The organism is Thalassospira sp. ER-Se-21-Dark, assembly GCF_017922435.1.
GTDB lineage: Bacteria > Pseudomonadota > Alphaproteobacteria > Rhodospirillales > Thalassospiraceae > Thalassospira.
Genome location: NZ_VDEZ01000001.1, coordinates 688,997 through 708,134, shown reverse-complemented (window position 1 = coordinate 708,134; position 19,138 = coordinate 688,997). Strand labels below are relative to the sequence as shown.

At 54.8% G+C, this 19,138-nt stretch carries 18 protein-coding genes and 1 tRNA gene; 15 read left to right on the top strand and 4 right to left on the bottom strand.

Going from position 1 to position 19,138, the window contains the following annotated elements; all coding sequences use genetic code 11:
• Positions 1-28: 28 nt before the first annotated feature.
• Together FHI25_RS03115 and FHI25_RS03110 are read right to left on the bottom strand one after the other, a co-directional pair.
• Positions 29-508 carry a peroxiredoxin gene (locus tag FHI25_RS03115; protein WP_008889192.1) on the bottom strand — a complete coding sequence of 160 codons (480 nt, stop codon included), beginning with the start codon at positions 506-508 and terminating at the stop codon, positions 29-31.
• A 222-nt stretch (positions 509-730) separates the two neighbouring features.
• Complete coding sequence (locus FHI25_RS03110; RefSeq protein WP_210515028.1) at positions 731-2,938, bottom strand: protein-disulfide reductase DsbD domain-containing protein; 2,208 nt, start codon at positions 2,936-2,938, stop codon at positions 731-733.
• A 320-nt stretch (positions 2,939-3,258) separates the two neighbouring features.
• On the opposite strand from FHI25_RS03110, the gene FHI25_RS03105 reads away from it, so the two are divergent.
• Entirely contained in the window at positions 3,259-3,837 is a 579-nt protein-coding gene (locus FHI25_RS03105; protein WP_008889194.1) for a YqgE/AlgH family protein, read from the top strand.
• An 88-nt stretch (positions 3,838-3,925) separates the two neighbouring features.
• Here FHI25_RS03105 and FHI25_RS03100 read toward each other — a convergent pair whose 3' ends face one another.
• Positions 3,926-4,711: a hypothetical protein gene (locus FHI25_RS03100; RefSeq protein ID WP_064779841.1), complete on the bottom strand. Its 786-nt coding sequence runs from the start codon at positions 4,709-4,711 to the stop codon at positions 3,926-3,928.
• Between the two features lie 829 nt (positions 4,712-5,540).
• Between FHI25_RS03100 and coxB the strand changes: the two genes are divergently transcribed.
• From coxB to FHI25_RS03030, 14 genes are all read left to right on the top strand, one after another.
• The gene (coxB, locus tag FHI25_RS03095) at positions 5,541-6,392 is read left to right on the top strand and encodes a cytochrome c oxidase subunit II (RefSeq protein ID WP_197146036.1); all 852 of its coding nucleotides are present in this window, start codon (positions 5,541-5,543) and stop codon (positions 6,390-6,392) included.
• Positions 6,393-6,403: 11 nt separating this feature from the next.
• Complete coding sequence (gene ctaD / locus FHI25_RS03090) at positions 6,404-7,987, top strand: cytochrome c oxidase subunit I (protein WP_197146035.1); 1,584 nt, start codon at positions 6,404-6,406, stop codon at positions 7,985-7,987.
• 80 nt (positions 7,988-8,067) lie between these two features.
• Positions 8,068-8,994, top strand: coding sequence for a heme o synthase (gene cyoE / locus FHI25_RS03085; RefSeq protein WP_210515025.1), 927 nt, complete (start codon positions 8,068-8,070; stop codon positions 8,992-8,994).
• Positions 8,991-9,131, top strand: a complete 141-nt coding sequence (locus tag FHI25_RS03080) for a hypothetical protein (RefSeq protein WP_157097699.1) — start codon at positions 8,991-8,993, stop codon at positions 9,129-9,131. The genes cyoE and FHI25_RS03080 overlap by 4 nt, the downstream gene beginning before the upstream one ends.
• Positions 9,132-9,137: 6 nt before the next feature.
• Entirely contained in the window at positions 9,138-9,728 is a 591-nt protein-coding gene (locus tag FHI25_RS03075) for a cytochrome c oxidase assembly protein (RefSeq protein ID WP_197146033.1), read from the top strand.
• An 85-nt stretch (positions 9,729-9,813) separates the two neighbouring features.
• A complete protein-coding gene (locus FHI25_RS03070; protein ID WP_210515022.1) occupies positions 9,814-10,614 on the top strand; it encodes a cytochrome c oxidase subunit 3 in 801 nt (266 codons plus the stop codon).
• Positions 10,615-10,718: 104 nt separating this feature from the next.
• A complete protein-coding gene (locus FHI25_RS03065; RefSeq protein WP_349237958.1) occupies positions 10,719-11,006 on the top strand; it encodes a DUF983 domain-containing protein in 288 nt (95 codons plus the stop codon).
• Positions 11,007-11,012: 6 nt separating this feature from the next.
• Complete coding sequence (locus FHI25_RS03060; RefSeq protein WP_210515016.1) at positions 11,013-11,744, top strand: SURF1 family protein; 732 nt, start codon at positions 11,013-11,015, stop codon at positions 11,742-11,744.
• Positions 11,745-11,809: 65 nt separating this feature from the next.
• Positions 11,810-13,297, top strand: a complete 1,488-nt coding sequence (locus FHI25_RS03055) for a carboxypeptidase M32 (RefSeq protein WP_210515013.1) — start codon at positions 11,810-11,812, stop codon at positions 13,295-13,297.
• Positions 13,298-13,412: 115 nt separating this feature from the next.
• Positions 13,413-13,832 carry a cyclic nucleotide-binding domain-containing protein gene (locus FHI25_RS03050; RefSeq protein WP_063088567.1) on the top strand — a complete coding sequence of 140 codons (420 nt, stop codon included), beginning with the start codon at positions 13,413-13,415 and terminating at the stop codon, positions 13,830-13,832.
• 186 nt (positions 13,833-14,018) lie between these two features.
• On the top strand, positions 14,019-15,416 hold the full coding sequence (thrC, locus tag FHI25_RS03045) for a threonine synthase (protein ID WP_210515010.1): 1,398 nt from the start codon (positions 14,019-14,021) through the stop codon (positions 15,414-15,416).
• A gap of 47 nt (positions 15,417-15,463) precedes the next feature.
• Positions 15,464-16,723 (top strand): pitrilysin family protein, encoded by a 1,260-nt coding sequence (locus FHI25_RS03040; protein ID WP_008889206.1) that lies wholly within the window; start codon positions 15,464-15,466, stop codon positions 16,721-16,723.
• A gap of 119 nt (positions 16,724-16,842) precedes the next feature.
• Positions 16,843-17,763, top strand: coding sequence for an ROK family protein (locus FHI25_RS03035; protein ID WP_210515008.1), 921 nt, complete (start codon positions 16,843-16,845; stop codon positions 17,761-17,763).
• Positions 17,764-17,939: 176 nt separating this feature from the next.
• Positions 17,940-18,911, top strand: coding sequence for a sensor domain-containing diguanylate cyclase (locus FHI25_RS03030; protein WP_210515006.1), 972 nt, complete (start codon positions 17,940-17,942; stop codon positions 18,909-18,911).
• 95 nt (positions 18,912-19,006) lie between these two features.
• Here the strand turns inward: FHI25_RS03030 and FHI25_RS03025 are convergent.
• A tRNA-Gln gene (locus tag FHI25_RS03025) sits at positions 19,007-19,081 on the bottom strand.
• Between the last annotated feature and the right edge of the window lie 57 nt (positions 19,082-19,138).

The following is a 19,138-nucleotide window of genomic DNA, read 5'->3' as shown; positions in this document are numbered from 1 at the left end:
AGCGCTTGTTGCGGGAAACTTTCCGGTTTTAAAGCTTTTTCAGAACAGCTTCGGCACTTGAAACTTCAAACGCGCCCGGTTCTTCGACGGCAATGTCGGTGACTTTGCCGTCTTCGACAATCATGGCGAAACGGTTGGCGCGCTTGCCAAGGCCGCGGCCGGTCAGATCAAGTCCAAGCCCGGTTGCGTCGACAAACGCCAGATCCCCGTCCGAAAGCATGGTGACGTCGTTGGCCTTTTCCGCATCGGCCCATGCCTGAAGGACAAAGGCATCGTTTGATGCAAGGCAGGCAATCTCATCGACACCTTTGGCTTTGATCTCATCGGCTTTGGCGACAAAGCCCGGAAGGTGTTTGGCCGAGCAGGTCGGGGTAAAGGCGCCCGGTACGGCAAACAGGACAACTTTGCGACCTGCGAAGAATTCCTTGGAATTGACGGCTTCCGGACCGTCGCTGGTTGCGCGGAAAAGGGTAACTTCCGGGAGTTCGGAACCGACTGAAATGGTCATGGGTGTCTCCGTTTTTTGGCGCAATCCCGTTGACTGCGCGATGGATCGCATGCCGGAATCAAACACCAAATCTGCTTGGCATTCAATGCTTTCACGCAGAGTTTTTAACAGGTTTCATCTGACTGACTTGAATTGGCAGCAAATTCTCGCCTGTGTGTGCCTTAACGCCTGCACTCTCGCAGGAGCGGAAACAAAACAATACGCGTTCCCAATCAGATGTGATCACTTTGCGGAACTGGCAAGGCTTGCCGAACCGTTTGCATCTTCAAGCGCGCCAAGAACCTCGTCCACACCGAGCAACTCTGAAAGCAGAATGCCATCCGGTGCCCCCGGACCAAATACTGCATTGAACGGAATGCCAAACCGGCCATAAGAGGCAAGGTAATCGGCAATCTTTTGATCCGGACGGGTCCAGTCGGCCTGCATCAGAACAACATCATCCTGCATCAATGCATTTCGGACGTCGGGCTTTTCGAGAACCAGCTTCTTGTTGACCTGACAGGTCACACACCATTCCGCCGTAACATCGATCACGACCGTCTTTCCATCGGCAACCAAACCATCAATGGTTTCAGGTGCAAACGCCTGCCAGACAAGTGTGCCATTGTCCGATGATGCGCTCGGCGACGACGGCGGCTGTGAAAAGCCGGGGGCAAACAGTGCAACAAGGAAACCCAATACGGCCAGCGACGTAAAGGCAAAGCGCGGACGCAGGTTTGATGTGCGTTTGCGGGCCCAGATAAAGGCGCAGCCCGCAATCAGGCCAAGCCCGACAGCAATCGCACCACCCATGCCAATCTGGACCGACAGAATACCCAGAAGCCAGATCGCCGTGCCGATCAGGGCAAGACCCAGAACAACTTTGACACCATTCATCCAGCGACCGGGTTTGGGCAGGATATGGGCCACACGCGGCTGGATGGCGATGGCAAAATACGGTAGCGCCAGTCCGATCCCCAGCAAGGTGAAGATCCAGAAGATATCAAAAACACTGCCCGCCAGCGCAAAACCAACCGCCGTGCCAAGGAACGGGGCAGAGCATGGGGTTGCCAGCAAAGTGGCAAACATGCCGGTCAGGAAGTTGCTGCTGATATGGTGGCCGTGGCTTTCGCTGCGTGTGATGACGTCATTTGCCGCGTTGCCAAGCTGATCCGGGCCGGAAATTTCAAACAGCCCCCACATATTCAGCGCAAACAGGGCGAGAATAATCGTCATAACGGTCAGGAACAGCGGTTGCTGGAACTGAATGCCCCAGCCAATGGTGCCCCCGGCCAGTTTAATGCCGACCAGAACAGCGGCAATCACCCAGAAGGATGTAATGATCCCGGCGGCACTGGCAAGGAAACCGATGCGCACCCGATTGATGTCCTGTTCGCGTGCTTTAAGAGCGGACATGACCTTGATCGACAGGACCGGCAAGACACAGGGCATGACATTCAGGATCAGGCCGCCAAGCAGGGCGAACAATCCAATCATCGCGAAACTCATGCCCGCCGTCGTGCCCGCACTGGATGCTGTGCTTATGGCGGCTTTGCCATCACCGACAACAAGCTTTTGCTCGACCGAAAGCGGACCGGCAATGACGGTGACGGTGACCGGCTGATCTTTCAGTGTCTGGTCTTCGGCCAAGCCCATGACGGTCAGATCGAAATACCGAACATCCTCGTTGCTGCCCGTCGCGGTCGTTTGCGGTTCGGGCAGACCGAAGCCCGCACGCAGGTCGCTTTCAATCAGGATGTCGTCAATGTCGACCCCGGCATCATCAAGACCACGAACACCCAGACGCAGGCTGCGTGCATCGCCCTGATTGATGCTGGAAATACTGGTGACTTCGATGGGAAGGCCAGTGCCACGCAGCGGTACCTTGGAAACAAATTTTTCGATCTGGTGGGCGTGATTGCTGGCGATCGAGGTGCCTGCACCAGCGGCGGCACTTGCCGGGATATCAAGATCAAAGCTGGCAGTTGCCGGAATGCAGATGTCGCTGCACACCAGATAATCGACATCAAGGCGGATCGCGACCGGCTGGGCCGGATCGGGGATCGCAACATCAATCGGCAGAATGATGTGATCCTTGTAGCCGAATGTTTCGAGGCCAAAGATCGAAAAGCGGTGAGGGGCCGGCCAAAGGATGTTTGCGTCGCCGACATTTTCAGACCCGGTCCAGTCAAGTTGCGGCGGGAAACCGGCATCGCCTGCGCTGCGCCAGTAAATCTTCCAGTCGGGTTGCAGTTCGTATTCAAGACCAAGACGGAGTGTCTGTTTGCCGCCGGTTTCGGTTTGCGCACTGATCAGACGGACAGACGTGAAGTCCTCATCGACCCAGTCGGTTGCCATATCCGATGCCGCCAGTGCAACAGAACGTGCACCGATAGATGACAGGCAGATGGCAGTCAAAAGAGCCAAGCGGGTGATAAGGTGGCGGAGCACGTGTTGTTCCTTAAGCACGAAAAACCGATTTGCGCAGTGTTGGCCAAACTTGTGGCACAGAAGAGGCGTAATTCCAGTCCCCGTTCAAATCAAGCCACGACTGTGTGAACGCCCTATCACTAGCACATGCCGGCAGGGGCTTGTCCTGATCCAACGCAAAACGAGACGGATCCATTGCCATGGCAGTGCGTTCCTACCTACATGAGGTATATGGGAATCCGGAATGTCAAACGACAAAAAACACGGTTTTCCGGGTTCTTGATGGAAATGGACAGGTATTCGCGCTAGGCTCTGTGAAACAGGATAAAGAGAGTTGCGACATGGCAGAAGGTATAGGCACGGGTGATTATCTCGGCGGCAAGCTGTTGGTAGCGATGCCGGGCATGCGTGATCCGCGCTTTTCGCAAAGTGTGGTCTATATCTGTGCGCATAATAAAGACGGTGCGATGGGGCTGGTGATCAACCGCCTGATCGACAGCATCACTTTCCCGGAATTGCTTGAACAGCTTGGCATTGCGCGCCCGGCACCGACCATCGAAGACATTCAGGTCCATTTCGGTGGCCCGGTTGAAAGCAGTCGTGGCTTTGTTCTGCACTCGACCGATTTCTCGAACGAGGCGACCCTTCATGTCGATCGTGGCGTGTCAGTGACAGCGACGGTTGATATTCTTGAACAGATTGCCGTCGGCGAAGGTCCGCAAAGCCGCATTCTTGCCCTTGGTTATGCCGGGTGGCGCAGCGGGCAGCTTGAAAGTGAAATCCTTGCCAATGGCTGGCTTCATGTCGATGCCGATGCGGATCTGCTGTTTGATACCGATTGTGAAGACAAGTGGGAACAGGCTTTCTCGCGGCTTGGCTTTGCGCCGGAACTGCTGTCGGGTGAAGCCGGACACGCTTAAAGGCGTTCTATCCCGAGACCTTCAGAACCGGCCAAAAGAAAAGCCTGCCAATCTGGCAGGCTTTTGCATTTCGTGCCGTCGTGATCGATCAATCAAACAGGGCGTCGATTTCTTCCTGTGAGAAGATCTGGTCGACTTCATCCTGGGACACGCGATTGGCATTCTGCGGTGCCTTGGTGACGGTTTTGTCCAGGTTGTCGAGGCCTTTGGGATCTGGCGGCAGATCAAAGTCGCCAAAGTCATCCTCACCCCAGATTTCGATCACGCGGTTCACGCGTTCCTCGATATACTTCATGGTATTGACGACTTTGGTAATCCGCTGTCCGGTCAGATCCTGGAAGTTACAGGATTCAAAGACCTTCACCACCAGTTCGACAATGTCATCGGCCAGCCCTTGTGTGTAGTCATCCGGGGCGGCGGAACGGATATTGTGGGCAACAGCGTCAATCTTTTCGACGGTTTCAAGGATGTTGGCAGTCGCATCCTCGGTGGCGGCAACGACGGAATCAAGTTCACCCTTTACGATATTAAGACGCGTGCCGCTGTCATCTTCGGGCGCAGTATAAAGGGCTGCGATTTCGCGTTTTGTTTCCTGAATGGAATTGGCAAGGGCGCGAACTTCGTTTTTGACCAGGCGCAGCTCGTTGCGGGCGTCGGCCTGTTCGTCATCTTCCGGGTCGATTGCCTTGTTCGCCTTTTTCTGCTCCTCGATCATCACGCGGATGTCGGTAAGCAGTTCAAGCTTGAGATCTTCAATCGCGGTATGCAGGCTCGAAATGTCGGCACCACCGACAGAGCCATTCGCATCAGTCGGCATGTCGGTCGGCAAGGCGACCATGTCGCTCATGGTTTCGAGTTTATTGAGCAACCGCATTTCCGCGGTAAATAGTCTTTTACTTCCTGAGCGTGCCATAGACGAACCTCTGTCTTTGAACCGTCTGCATCGGGCAGCAACCTGACTGGTTGCGGTGCACGGAACATCGGGAATGCATACGTTTTGGTAGAATAGTCCGCAAAGCTGATATATCCAACCGAATTTCTATCCGTGATATTGGGGAAAAGTCCGCTCAATTAAAGGGTTCGGACAGTATTTTTGCATTTGGTTTTTTACCGCCTGCGTTACGCCAGTATCCGAATCGTTGGCAAAATAGATCCTGGATCGGTCTGTTGCGAAAAATTAGCCCGGATCAGGACGCTGTCAGGATGACGTAACGTCATGTTGATCCGGCAATGTGCGGATTGCGTAGGAATTGAAAAGAAATGGCTTTAGCCATTGGTTGAAGTGATTCTAACGAGTTTTGCGCATATATTGCAAAGCAGCATTCGTTGGAAAGGTGAAAATCGGCCATGCGGAATGGCGGTTTTTCTATCCAAGGGTGGGTGTTTAGAACGATTTCAGCCAAAACCACCGCGCTAATTTGATGGATTATCAAATACATTTTTTGTGCAACGCAGCGAGGTTTTTTCTGGAACAGGTGTCGAAGATACGCTATTTGCCTGCGTTACCAATGTACTTTCATGTGCAGGCTATTTAAGAATAAGATATGTCAGAGGAAATGCTCCGGCCCGTTGATTTTTAATCTTTGGTTGAAGCGGTGAAATGTCCCCCGCAGGGCACATGACGCCGGGTCAACAAAAGCAGACGGGGGTGGGGAAGAGTGAGGCATATCGCCTTGAGATGTAATGCGAGGGGGCAGATTCGCATGTCGATCAAGAAGCTATTTCCCATTCTGTTGTTGGGATTGGCGGTACTTACCGGGTTAGACAGTGCAGCGATTGCTGCCGTTGGTCAGCCCGAGCCGTGGCAGCTTGGGCTGCAGGACCCGGTTTCACCGGTGGCTGTTGAAGGCCAGAAATTCTTTAATCTACTGATCTGGTTGATGACGATCATTACCGTGATCGTTTTGTTTTTGCTGCTGTATGTGCTTTTCCGCTTCAGTGCGAAACGCAATCCTGTGCCGTCGAAAACGACCCACCATACCCTTCTTGAAGTGGTCTGGACGGTTGTTCCGGTACTGATCCTCCTTGTTATTGCGATCCCGTCTTTCCGCCTTCTGTATTTTGCAGACCGCGTTGAGGATGCCGATCTTACGCTCAAGATCATTGGCAAGCAGTGGTACTGGACCTACGAATATCCCGACAACGGAAACTTCACCTTTGATTCTTTGATGATCGATGAAGAAACCGCCGTTGCCGAGGGCATGAACCGCCTTCTGGATGTGGATAATCCGGTCGTCTTGCCGGTGGATCAGAATATCCGCCTGATCATGACTTCTGACGACGTGATCCATAACTGGGCCATGCCATCGCTGTTCATCAAGCTTGATGCCGTTCCTGGCCGACTGAACGAAACCTGGACCCGCATTCCAGGCGAGTATGCCGGTACGACATTCTATGGTCAGTGTTCCGAGCTTTGCGGCGTGAACCACGCCTATATGCCGATCGCTGTCAAAGCTGTTACGATGGAAGAATACGAGGCTTGGGTAGCCAAGGCCCAAGAACAGTTCGCATCTGCTGATTTGCCGTCTGCGGTATCAGTGGCATCGGCAGAGTGAGGGAGAGATTGATGGCTCACGCTGACACACATGATCACGATCATACCCCCGGCTTCTTTGCCCGTTGGTTCCTGTCGACCAACCACAAGGATATCGGGACGCTTTATCTTATCTTCTCTGTGATCGCCGGCCTGATCGGTGGCGCGTTCTCGGTCTGGTTCCGTATGGAACTGGCTCAGCCGGGAACGCAGATCATTGAAGATCACCATTTCTTTAACGTGCTCGTGACCGCACACGGCATGATCATGGTGTTCTTTGTTGTCATGCCGGCCATGATTGGCGGTTTTGGCAACTGGTTCGTTCCGATCATGATTGGCGCGCCGGATATGGCGTTCCCGCGTTTGAACAACATTTCGTTCTGGCTGATTGTTCCGGCCTTTATCCTGCTGATGCTTTCTGCCGTGGTTGGCAGTGGTGCCGGGACCGGCTGGACGGTTTACCCGCCGCTTTCGGGCGTGCTGGGGCATCCGGATGCGTCGGTTGACCTAGCGATCTTTGCGCTGCACCTTGCCGGTGCCAGCTCGATCCTTGGTGCGGTGAACTTCATCACCACCATTTTCAACATGCGTGCGCCGGGCATGACCCTGCACAAGATGCCGCTGTTTGCATGGTCGATGCTGGTGACAGCCTTCCTGCTTCTGCTGGCGGTGCCGGTTCTTGGTGGCGCGATCACCATGCTTCTGACCGACCGTAACTTTGGCACGGACTTCTTCAATCCGGCCGGCGGTGGTGACCCGATCCTGTATCAGCACCTGTTCTGGTTCTTCGGTCACCCGGAAGTTTACATCATGATCCTGCCGGGCTTTGGCATCATCAGTCACATCATCTCGACCTTCTCGCGCAAGCCGGTCTTCGGCTATCTCGGGATGGCCTATGCGATGGTGGCAATTGGTGTTGTCGGCTTTATCGTGTGGGCGCACCACATGTACACCGTCGGCATGGATGTTGACACCCGTGCATACTTCACCGCGGCAACGATGGTGATTGCGGTGCCGACCGGGGTTAAGATCTTTTCGTGGATTGCGACCATGTGGGGCGGCTCGATCTCGCTTCGCGCTCCGATGCTTTGGGCGATCGGCTTCATCTTCCTGTTCACTGTGGGCGGTGTGACAGGTGTGATGCTGGCGAACTCGGGCATGGATCTGCCGCTGCATGACACTTACTTTGTTGTGGCGCACTTCCACTACGTGCTGTCGCTTGGTGCGGTCTTCTCGATCTTTGCGGGCTTCTATTACTGGTTCAGCAAAATGTCGGGCTACGAGATTTCCGATCTCGGTGCGAAGATCCACTTCTGGCTGTTCTTCATCGGCGTTAACCTGACCTTCTTCCCGCAGCACTTCCTGGGTCTTGCTGGCATGCCCCGTCGTTATGCCGACTACCCGGATGCGTTTGCAGGCTGGAACATGGTTTCGTCCTATGGCGCTTACATCTCGTTTGCTGCGACCATCTTCTTCCTCGGTGTGGTGGCGCATGCCTTCATCCGTGGCAAGAAGGCCGAAGCAAATCCGTATGGTGAAGGTGCCGATACGCTGGAATGGACTGTGAGCTCTCCGCCGCCGTTCCATACCTTTGACGAACTGCCGCGTATCAAGTAAGTGATCCTGGTTTAAGTCCCCCGCAGACCCCGGTTTGCGGGGGACATCCTACCGCCCCGAAAGAGAAGACCAGAGTTCAAATGACCAAGCAGGCTGCCAACCAGACCATCGCACTCGAAAACGCAGTATCGCTGCCGGTTTCCGATGTGCGCGACTATATCGCATTGCTTAAGCCGGGCGTGATGACCCTTGTGGTTTTCACCGGTGCCGTTGGTCTGTTGATTGCCCCGGGCTCCATTCATCCGTTCCTTGGACTCGTCGCAATCGCCTGTATTGCAGTTGCCAGTGGCGCGGCTGCATCGATTAACATGTGGTACGATCGCGATATCGATATCCACATGAAACGTACCCAGAACCGACCGATCCCGGCCGGGCGGGTGCCCGCAGACGAGGCCTTGTCACTTGGCATTGCCCTGTCGATCGTTTCGGTAACCGTCATGGCGGTTGCTATCAATTTCGCGGCAGCGGCTTTGCTTGCGGCGTCGATTGCGTTTTACGTGTTCGTTTACACCATGTGGCTTAAGCGCAGCACACCACAGAATATCGTCATTGGCGGTGCCGCCGGGGCTTTCCCCCCGATGATCGGCTGGGCGTCGGTGACCGGCGGGATTGATATCAATTCAATCGCGCTGTTCATGATTATCTTTATGTGGACACCGCCGCATTTCTGGGCGCTGGCACTGTTCCGTTGTGGCGATTACGCCAAGGTCGGCGTGCCGATGATGCCGGTGGTCGCCGGTGAAGCCGCGACCAAAAAGCAGATGCTGGTTTATACCATCCTGCTGTTGCCGGTGACGCTTGTGCCGGTTGCGACCGGATTGCTTGGTGTCTTTTACGCCGTGACCGCTGGCCTGACCGGGCTTTGGTTCCTGCGTCATGCGGTTCGTGTTCTGCGCAATGCCGAGGAACGCGCCCCGCACAAGATGTTTGGCTATTCGATCCTGTATCTGTTTGTCCTGTTCGGGGCGATGGTTGCAGACGTCTGGCTTGGCGGGTTGATCGCATGAGTGAGGAACCCAAAATGAACAAGGCGGAACTCGACGCGTTCTATGCCAAGCGCAAAAAGAAGAACTGGGCCTTTCTGGTTATCCTGACCAGCCTGATCGTCCTGTTCTTTGCGATCACGATTTTGAAGATGAGCTAGGAAACCATGGCTGATCAGAAACACACAGATAGTATCAAGGCACGCAACAAGCGGGTTTTGCTGAGCTGTGTTGTCGTCGTTGGCGGCATGATTGGTCTGTCCTATGCATCTGTACCGCTTTATGAACTGTTCTGTCAGGTTACCGGCTTTGGCGGGACGCCGCAGGTGGGCAAAGACACCGGCGTTGAAGTCTCGGAAAAGACCATCAAGGTCCGGTTCAACGCCGATGTGAATTCCGGCTTGCCGTGGCAGTTCAAACCCGAACAGCGTGAAATCACGGTGCGTCTGGGGGAAGATAATCTGGCCCATTACGTGGCCGAAAACATGTCGGTCAAGCCGATCACCGGTCAGGCTGTCTATAATGTGACGCCGCTCAAAGCCGGGCAGTATTTCAGCAAGATCGCATGTTTCTGTTTTGACGAGCAAACCCTTCAACCGGGCGAGCGCGTTGACATGCCGGTCAGTTTCTATGTCGATCCGGCGATTGCCGACGACATCAATACCCAGGACGTGAAGACGATTACCCTGTCATACACTTTCTTCAAATCCGAGGCATCGGTGGAAGCAAATGACGGGAACGAAGATCAGGGAGGCTGACAGAACACGGTTTCGTGGACTGGACGGTCTTTGGTTAACAAAGCGAACTTAGAGTTTCTTTTGTAAGGATTGAGGGGGGCAAGGAATGAGTGATCATGCACAAAAGCATCCGTTCCACCTGGTAGACCCGAGCCCGTGGCCGCTGGTGGCTGCGGCGTCCGCCGGTCTTTTCACCGGTGGTATGGTCATGTTCATGCATTCGGACCGTGCGCCGGCCGACTTCTGGCTGGCGGCGATCGGCATTGCAGGCATTCTGTTTGTGATGTTCCGTTGGTGGAGCAACGTGATCAGCGAATCACACATCTATCATAACAAGGTCGTTCAAATCGGCCTGCGTTACGGGATGTCGCTGTTCATCGCATCCGAGGTGATGTTCTTTGTCGCCTTCTTCTGGGCATTCTTCCACAACGCGTTTGTGATCTTCAGCCCCGGCGTGACCGAATGGCCGCCCGCAGGCGTTGAAGTGCTTGATCCGTGGGATCTGCCGTTCCTGAACACCCTGATCCTGCTGCTGTCAGGTTGCACCCTGACCTGGGCGCATCATGGCATCCTGGAAGGTAAGAAAAAGGACCTTGTTCAGGGTCTGGCACTGACCGTTGGTCTTGGCGTCATCTTCCTGTTCCTGCAGGCATATGAATATAGCCACGCGGCATTTGGCTTCTCTGACAACATCTATTCCTCGACCTTCTACATGGCGACCGGTTTCCATGGTTTCCACGTGTTTGTCGGAACGGTGTTCCTGGCGGTTTGCCTCGTGCGCGCAATCAAGGACGGCTTCAAGCCAGACCATCATTTTGGTCTCGAAGCAGCAGCCTGGTACTGGCACTTCGTTGACGTTGTCTGGCTGTTCCTGTTCTTTGCCGTTTACATCTGGGGTGGCGAATAAGCCCTCGTCAGGTGACACAAAAGATCATGGATGATTATTATCCAAACCTTTCCCCCATTCGTACCGGGTTGGCATGCAAATGCCCCCGCTGCGGTGGGGGAAAGTTGTTTTCGGGCTATTTGACCGTACGTGAAACCTGCGAGATTTGCGGACTGGATTTGCGCGGCCATGATTCCGGTGATGGTCCGGCTGTTTTCATCATCTTTATTCTCGGATTTCTGGTGGTGCCGATGGCGCTATGGGTCGAAATGACCTATATGCCTCCACTCTGGCTGCACGCGGTTGTGTGGGGACCGGTGATCATTGGTTTGACGCTGGTCTTGCTAAGGCCGCTTAAAGGCATCATGGTGGCGCTGCAATACCGCCACCGATCGACATCCGAACAGGACTGACCCTTCATGCCACTTCTTAAAACGCGTCCCAGTCTGGCGATGAAAATTTCCGCCGGACTGTCTCTGATCATTCTTTTGGGGCTTGGTTCCTGGCAGGTTGACAGACTGTTCTGGAAAAAAGACCTGATCGAAATGCGCCAGGCGCAGGCACAAATGCCACCAATTGCCGTGCCGACCGATACCATCCTTGACCCCGATATGGCATTTCGCGCGGCCTATGCCGAAGGTCGTTACCTGAACGATCAGGAAAAATACCTGATGGCGCGCACCCGGCGCGGCAATGTCGGCTTTCAGTTGATCACACCGCTTGAACAGGAAGATGGCCGCATCATTTTGGTCAATCGCGGCTGGGTGCCCCAGGATTACCGCGAACCTGAAACCCGCCCCGACAGCCTGATCGAGGGCCCTGTGCGTGTATCGGGTGTTTTGCGTCTGCCAAGCGAAAAGCACTGGGCACAGCCGGAAAATGACGCGATCCGGAATCAGTGGTTCTATGTTGATGTCAATCACATGGCCGAAGATACCGGTGCTGACCTTGCCAGTCCATATTATCTCGAACTCGATGATACGCCTGTCCCCGGCGGATTGCCGATTGGTGGGCAGGCCAAGGTGGAGTTGCCCAACAACCATCTGGAATATGCCATCACCTGGTATAGCCTGGCACTTACCCTGATCGTGATGTTTGTCCTTTATCACCGCCGCCCGAGCAGCGATGACGAAAAAGACGCGCAAGCCTGATCTTGTCGCCACCAGTTGACTGATATTTTGCGGACAGCAGTCGGACTGCCCGCGCAGGAGTTCCCATGACCGAAGCGTATAAAAAGCTCGAAGCCCGTTTTCACCGCATGAGTGTCCTGTCCGGTATTGGCGGGATGTTGCACTGGGATATGGCTGTGATCATGCCGGACGGCGGTGCAGATGCCCGTTCTGAACAGTTGGCAACGCTGAGTGTTCTGGAGAACGAACTGATCAATGCGCTGGATCTGGGTGATTTGATCAGCAGTGCGGAAAGCGAGCGCCTTGATGATTGGCAACAGGCCAACCTGGCGGAGATGAAGCGCGCATGGGTTCACGGCACGGCGGTGCCCGTCGATCTGGTGGAGAAAATGTCACGTGCGGAAACCCGCTGTGAAGTGGCTTGGCGCAAGGCGCGCGCCGACAACGATTTCAAAGGGCTCCTTCCGCACTTGCAGGAAGTGCTTGATCTGTCGATTGAGGCGGGCAAAGCCAAGGCAGAGGCATTGGGCACCTCGGTATATGATGCGCTGCTGGATCAGTATGATCCGATGATGCGCTCTGATCGGATTGATAGCCTGTTTGCCGAGCTTGAAAGCTTCCTGCCCGATTTTACCGCCGATGTGATCGAACGCCAGAAATCCGAAGACAAGCCGGTTAAACCAACCGGCCCGTTCCCGATTGAAACCCAAAACCGGATTGGCCTTGATCTGATGAAGGCGGTTGGTTTCGATTTTGATCATGGGCGGCTGGATATTTCCCATCATCCGTTCTGTGGCGGCATTCCGGAAGATGTGCGTTTGACCACGCGCTATGACGAGAATGATTTTACCTCCGCCATCATGGGGGTCCTGCACGAAACCGGCCATGCCATGTATGAGCGCGGATTGCCCAACGATTGGCAAAACCAGCCTGTGGGCAAGGCGCGTGGCATGACGATGCATGAAAGCCAGTCGCTTCTGGTGGAAATGCAGGCCTGCCGGTCGGAAGAATTCCTGGCCTATGCCGGACCGGTATTCAAGGAAGCCTTTGGCGGTGACAACGCCGCGTGGGGGGCCGCAAACCTGCATCGCCTTTATACCCGCGTTGAGCCGGGCCTGATCCGTGTTGATGCCGATGAGGTGACCTATCCGGCGCATGTGATCTTCCGCTATCGGTTGGAACGCGCGCTGATCGAAGGCGACATGAAGCTTGCTGATCTGCCTGGCGCCTGGAACGAATTGATGCAAAAACTTCTGGGCATTGTTCCCGAAGATGACCGCAATGGCTGCATGCAGGATATCCACTGGCCATCGGGTGCATGGGGATATTTCCCGACCTATACGTTAGGGGCGATGGCGGCAGCGCAAATCTTTGCCGCGGCCAAGGAATCCAACCCTGAAATACCCAACGCATTGTCGCGTGGTGATTTCGCCCCGTTGATGGGCTGGCTTCGCGCAAACATTCACAGTCAGGCCTCAAGAAAATCCACCGATGCCATCCTTGAGGACGCGACCGGAAAGCCACTTGGCGTGGATGCTTTCAGGACCCATCTTGAGAATAGGTACGGCCAGTAAATTCAATTGAATGGGCCCGGCAATCTGCTAGCATTGATTTATTGATCGGTGATACACGCGGCCATCGATCTTCGGGACAAGAAGTTCCCAAACCTTTCATGGGCTCTGCAAACACATGGGCATAACCGACGGCAACAAGAAGGTGATGGACCGGCAGGTCTTTGCCATCGATCAGGTTATTTTCCGGGAAGGAAAGCCTGGAAACGCTGCCTATGTCGTGCAGGAAGGCAAAGTCGAAATCTTCAAGACGCTGGGCGAAGGCAAAGAGGTTATTCTCGGCTCGATCGAGGCCGGTGGTCTTTTTGGTGAACTCGCGCTTGTCGACAACCAGCCGCGCATGGCCTCTGCCCGGGCGAAAGAACGTACTGTTCTGATCGCGATCAGCCGCCAGACATTTGAAAAGAAAATGTCGGGGTCGGACCGGTTTATCAAAGCCGTTTTGCGAATCCTCCTGGGCAACTACCGCACGGTTGTGCGCCGGGCGGCATTGGCTGAGTCGAAGCTCAAGGAACATGGCATCCCGCTTGACGGTTAGGGTGGGCTGAATGCGGGGTGGGGCCGTGGCTTGCGCGATAATGCGTAAAGCACGGCAGGCTTGCTGGATTGTCCCTTGACTATATCTGCTCAAACCCTCACTAAATCAGGCTTTGGCGTGTTGTTTGGGGGCGATTTGTGCCCAAATGCACGCAACCGATATTCGCCTTATGCAGGAGCAGGTCTAGTGCGCTATGTCAGCACGCGGGGAAGCGCCCCCGTTTTGCCGTTCGATGAAGTTCTTCTTGCCGGTCTGGCCCGTGACGGTGGGCTTTATGTTCCCGAAACCTGGCCGACCTTTTCCAAGGATGACATTCGTGCGCTGCGAACTCTGACTTATGCCGAAGTGGCCTTCAAAGTCATCCAGCCGTTTGTTGCCGGCACTGTTGATGACGACGCCCTTAAGACCATTCTCGAAGACACTTATAGCGGCTTTGATCACGAAGCGGTCGCACCGCTTAAGCAGCTTGGCCCGAATGACTGGGTGATGGAGCTGTTCCATGGCCCGACGCTGGCGTTCAAGGACTATGCGCTTCAGGTGGTTGGTCGCCTGTTTGATCATGTTCTGGCCAAACGCGGCGAGCGGATCACGATTGTGGGGGCGACGTCGGGTGATACCGGGTCGGCCGCGATTGAGGCCTGCCGTGATCGTGAAAATATCGACATCTTCATCCTGCATCCCAAAGGCCGCGTTTCGGAAGTGCAGCGTCGTCAGATGACGACCATCCTGTCGGACAATGTGCACAACGTTGCGGTCGAAGGATCGTTTGATGACTGCCAGGATCTGGTCAAGGCGCTGTTTAATGATCATGGCTTCCGCGATGAAGTTGGCCTGTCGGCGGTGAATTCGATCAACTGGGCGCGCATCATGTGCCAGATCGCCTATTACTTCTGGGCGGGTGTGCAGCTTGGCTCGCCGGAACGCGAAATTTCCTTCTCGGTGCCGTCGGGCAACTTTGGCAATGTTTATGCCGGTTATGCCGCCATGCAGATGGGCCTTCCGATCAAGCAGTTCGTGGTTGGTGCCAATCGCAATGACATCCTTGCCCGCTTCTTTGAAACCGGGACCATGAAGATGGAAGGCGTTGAGCCGTCGCTTAGCCCGTCGATGGATATTCAGGTCAGCTCGAATTTTGAGCGTCTGATGTTTGATCTTTATGATCGTGATGGACTTGCGATTGCCGAGATGCTGACCAAGTTCCGTGAAACCGGTGTTATGGAAATGTCGCAGGGCCAGTTTGGCCGCGCGCGTGAACATTTCGATGGCTATCGACTGGATGACGAAGAAACCAAGGCGGCAATCAAGGATGTGTTGGCAACCAGTGGCGAACTGGTGGACCCGCATTCGGTGATCGGCATCGTGTCAGGCCGCCAGTGCAATCGGGACAAATCGGTGCCGATGGTGGCACTGGCAACTGCACATCCGGCGAAATTCCCGGATGCGGTCAAGCAGGCGTCGGGCATCTACCCGGACTTGCCGCCGCGTCTTTCTGATCTATATGACCGGCCTGAAAAGGTCGAACCAATGTCCAACGATGTGGCGGCCTTGATGGCGCATGTCCGCAAGAACCGGCGTGCAGCCTGAAGACCAGCCATGGTTGGGAAAAGAATGCGAAACAGGAGTAATGCTATATGACAGTCGAGCTCACCCAGCTTGACAATGGAATGATTGTCGCGACTGACCGCCTTGATCATGTGCAGTCGGTTGCTTTGGGCACGTGGGTTGATGTCGGGGCGCGTAACGAGACGCCCGACATTAACGGCATTTCTCATATGCTTGAACATATGGCGTTCAAGGGCACGCGTCGTCGTTCAGCGCTTCAGATTTCCGAAGAAATCGAAGCAGTCGGCGGGCAGATGAATGCCTATACCTCGCGCGAGAACACGGCCTATTATTGCAAGGTCCTGCATGAAGATCAGGAACTGGCGATTGATGTGATTGCCGACATCCTTCAGCATTCCACATTGGATGCAAAGGAACTTGAACGCGAACGTCAGGTCATCCTGCAGGAAATCGGTCAGGCCAATGACACGCCTGATGACATCATTTTCGATTATTTCCAGGAAACCGCCCTGCCAAATCAGGCGCTGGGGCGTTCGATCCTTGGCAGTCCGGAAAATGTATCGTCGCTCAGCCGCGACCATTTGTTTGATTTCATGTCACGCCGGTACAGCCCGAAACGCATGGTGTTTTCGGCATCGGGCAAGGTCGAGCATAACCGCGTTGTCGATATGGTGGCCAAAAAGTTCGACAGCCTTCCGGCCCATGAAGATCACGAGATGGAGCCGCTTAAATACGAAGGCGGCAGCCGGATCGAAAACCGCAAGCTTGAACAGGTGCATGTGATCTTTGGTCTGCCGACCGTGTCCTACACCGATGACAGCTTCTATGATCTGCAGGTGTTCAACACTCTTCTGGGTGGTGGCATGTCATCGCGCCTGTTCCAGGAAATCCGCGAAAAGCGCGGGCTGGTCTATTCGGTCTACAGCTTCTCGTCGCACTATGTCGATGGTGGCTTGTTCTCGATCTATGCCGGAACTGGTGCCAATGACGTTGGCGAATTGATGCCGGTCATGTGTGATGAACTGGTCCGCGCGACCGAGGATCTGACCGAGGAAGAAGTCGCACGTGCACGTGCACAGCTTAAGGCATCTGTGGTCATGGCGATGGAAAGCAATTCCGGTCGCTGTGAAACACTGGCCCGTCAGATCCAGATTTTCGGCCGCCCGCAAAGCATGGAAGAAATCGTTGAAAAGATCGACGGTGTTGATCTTGAGAGCGTGCGTCGTTCGGGCAAGGCATTGCTGGATGGCACACCGACTGTGACGGCCCTTGGTCCGGTCGATCAAATGCCGTCCTACGATGATCTGGCGGCACGCCTGCGTAGCTAGGCTCACGCGATCTTTGACACATTAACGGCATCTGCCTGACCCGGCTGGTGCCGTTTCTTTTTGCGACGTACTCTAGGCTGGTGTATCCCGATAGCAGGACAGTTCGTGGAAAGTTAAGCATGCAATATGCCTTTGACATAGGGGGCTCGAATATCGAGTTCGGTGTTTTTGATGCGGGTGGGGCGATGGTGCTTCATCGCAAGGCATCGACACCGCGTGATGACCGCGATGCCTTTGTCAAAACTCTGGCGGGTTATGTGCATGAGGCCGATGAGCAATATGGTAGATGCCCGGTCGGCATCAGTCTTGCCGGTGGGATGGATCCGCAAACCGGGTCGGTTATTTCTGCCAATATTCCGGCCATCAAGGATTGGCCGCTGGCGGCCGAGCTTTCAGCCATTCTGGACCGTCCTGTTCTGGTCGAAAATGACGCCGATTGTTTTGCCTTGGCCGAGGCAACAACAGGTGCCGCCCAAAACGCACGCACCGTCTTTGCCATAATCCTTGGCACCGGGGTTGGTGGCGGCATTATGTTCGATGGTCAGTTCGTTGGCGGCAACAGCGGTATCCGAGGTGAATGGGGGCATGGCAATGATGTCACCGGTAGCCTCATCAAACATGGCCTGTCGGCGGTTGCCTGCGGCTGTGGGCGCACAGGATGCCTTGATAGCTGGGGCGGGGCGCGCGGGCTTGAACGGATTTACGCGCAACTCCATGATCAGGCACCTGCAAGCCACGACATCACAACTGCATGGCTGGCCAGGGATGACAAGGCAGCACGGGTTATCGACATCTATTGTGATCTGGTTGCCCAAGAATTGGCACTGATGGTCAATGTTCTCGATCCGGATTGTGTCCCGGTGGGCGGCGGATTGGCATCCGAGACGGCCCTGATCGCAGAGATCGACACCCGGGTGCGAAAACGTGCCTTGGGGCGGTATAACGCGCCGCTGGTGGTGCCCGGCGCCCATGCCCGCGATGGCGGCTTGAGGGGAGCAGCCCTGTTGCACCAGATGACAGCACGACTGAAATCCGCATAACCGAGCCGGTCATATCAGAAAAATATTATCCAATCAGAAGAATGGCCTATGCCTTGGTATGCTTACGGTTTAGAATTTGCCGTATGCGATTATCGAACTTAATTGTCGCACTATAACAAGGCTTTATGACTGGCGTTTTCGTGCACGTCGGTGCCAGTCAAAAAATGGGAAATAACATGACCACCGAGTTTGAGACCGATCATCAGGGCGAAATGGCCAAAATGTTCGAACAGCGTGTTGAGGCGATCCTGAAGCTCGGTATTGAGCAGTTCGGTCTGCCAGTCGGCATCTTTAGTGCGATTGGCGAACAGACCTATGAAATTCGACAGGTGTTTCATCCGGAAAATGCCCTGACCCCGGGCATGGAATTCGATCTTGATGAGACATTCTGCAGTCAGGTTATTTCGGCCAGCAAAGTCTTTGCCTTTCATGATGTCAGTGAAAGTGAACTGGGATCGCATCCGGCGGGCGAGAAATTCGGGTTTGCCGCCTATCTTGGCGCACCGATCGTTGTCGAAGGCGAATGCATCGGGACCCTTGCATTTGGCAGCCCGGTACCGGTGAAGGCCTTTACCAAGCATGATATCGATCTGGTGCAGCTTTTTGCCGACTCAATCGGGCAGGCGTTTGCCCACATCCATGATCGCAAGGCACTTGATCAGGCGCGCAAGGATATCAAGCTTTCGGCCAATACCGACCCGCTGACGGGGCTTTACAATCGCCATTACATGGAAGGTATCTTGCGCACGGAGCTTGAACGTTCAAACCGTTATGGCAATGCGGTTGTGATCGGGATGGTCTATTTCGACAATCTCAAGAACCTGAATGAGAAGTTTGGCTATGATGCCGGTGATGCCGCGCTAAAACTGTTTGCCAAGGTGGCATCGGGCATGAAGCGCGAAACCGATGTCATCGCGCGCTGGAGCGACAAGGAATTCATTATCCTGATGCCTGAAACCGGGGCGGCAGGCGCATTGAACTATCTGCAGCGCCTGACAGAGCGCGTTGGTGCCGAGGATTTCGAGGCCGGAAGCGCACACCCGAAACTTACGCTCAGCATCGGACTTGGCATTGCGGAGGCGGGCGATACGCTTGATAAACTGGTGTCGCGCGCCAGCATCGCAATGCACCAGTCAAAGCAGTCCTGAACAGATAATGTGTGGCGGCACGTTCGCGTGCGGCCATGTTCCATTGATCAGGCAAAAGAAAACCGCTTTGAGGAAAACCTCAAAGCGGTTTGTCTTGGCTGGGGCGGTAGGATTCGAACCTACGGTACACGATACCAAAAACCGATGCCTTACCACTTGGCCACGCCCCATCAGCGTGCGTGGCGCGGAAAATAGCGCCCTCATGACAAGAGTGCAACCCTCTATTT